Consider the following 701-nt stretch of genomic DNA (forward strand, 5'->3'; position numbering starts at 1 on the left):
GTCGTACGAGCACTCGTACGACCAGTCTCAGACCCGAAAACTTCCCGCACCAACATCGCCCTCACAAAGGCGACAAACATCACGGCCACGGCTGCCCAGGCAAGGCGGCCTGCAAACCACGCTTACGTTGCGCCTCCGGTCGGGCTACGCCCGCCCTACGCCGCAACCAGCGCGAATGGCACGCCCGCCATAACCGTCACGCCGCTCGACTAAGGGGGTCACATTTGGACGCCGACAGGGGGTCCTTTTTGGACGCCGATTGACAGCTTGGTAATCGCGGCTACGACGCCGACTGGTTCAGGGACGCCCTCCAGGCCAAAGGCATCCAGCCCTGCATCCCAGGCCGCAGGTCGCGCAACAAGCCGGTCCGGTACGACAAGCGCCGCTACCGGCGTCGCAGCCGCATCGAGATCATGTTCGGCCGCCTCAAGGACTGGCGCCGCGTCGCCACCCGCTACGACCGCTGCCCCACCGCCTTCTTCTCCGCCATTGCTCTCGATGCCACCGTCATCTTCTGGCTGTGATCAACGAGTCCTGACCCTAGTCATCCGCAGACGCAGCATTCGGCCGACGTTAGGAAAGTCCATGGCTCAAGTGACGGAAAGTCGCCACGGCACGGGCGCCAGCGATTGACGGAGTACCGAAAGAAAAGCTGTCGTGCGCGCGCTGCGGCCGTGGCGTGCGCCCAGGATCGCCACCAC

Annotated in this window: 1 pseudogene; it reads left to right on the top strand. The window is 64.6% G+C overall.

What is annotated here, in order from left to right:
- Positions 1-266: 266 nt before the first annotated feature.
- Positions 267-524: pseudogene (locus tag FOY91_RS21430) on the top strand (transposase); the annotation flags it as partial.
- Positions 525-701 lie beyond the last annotated feature (177 nt).

The organism is Alterirhizorhabdus solaris, from assembly GCF_007785815.1.
GTDB classification, from domain to species: Bacteria; Pseudomonadota; Alphaproteobacteria; order Sphingomonadales; family Sphingomonadaceae; genus Alterirhizorhabdus; species Alterirhizorhabdus solaris.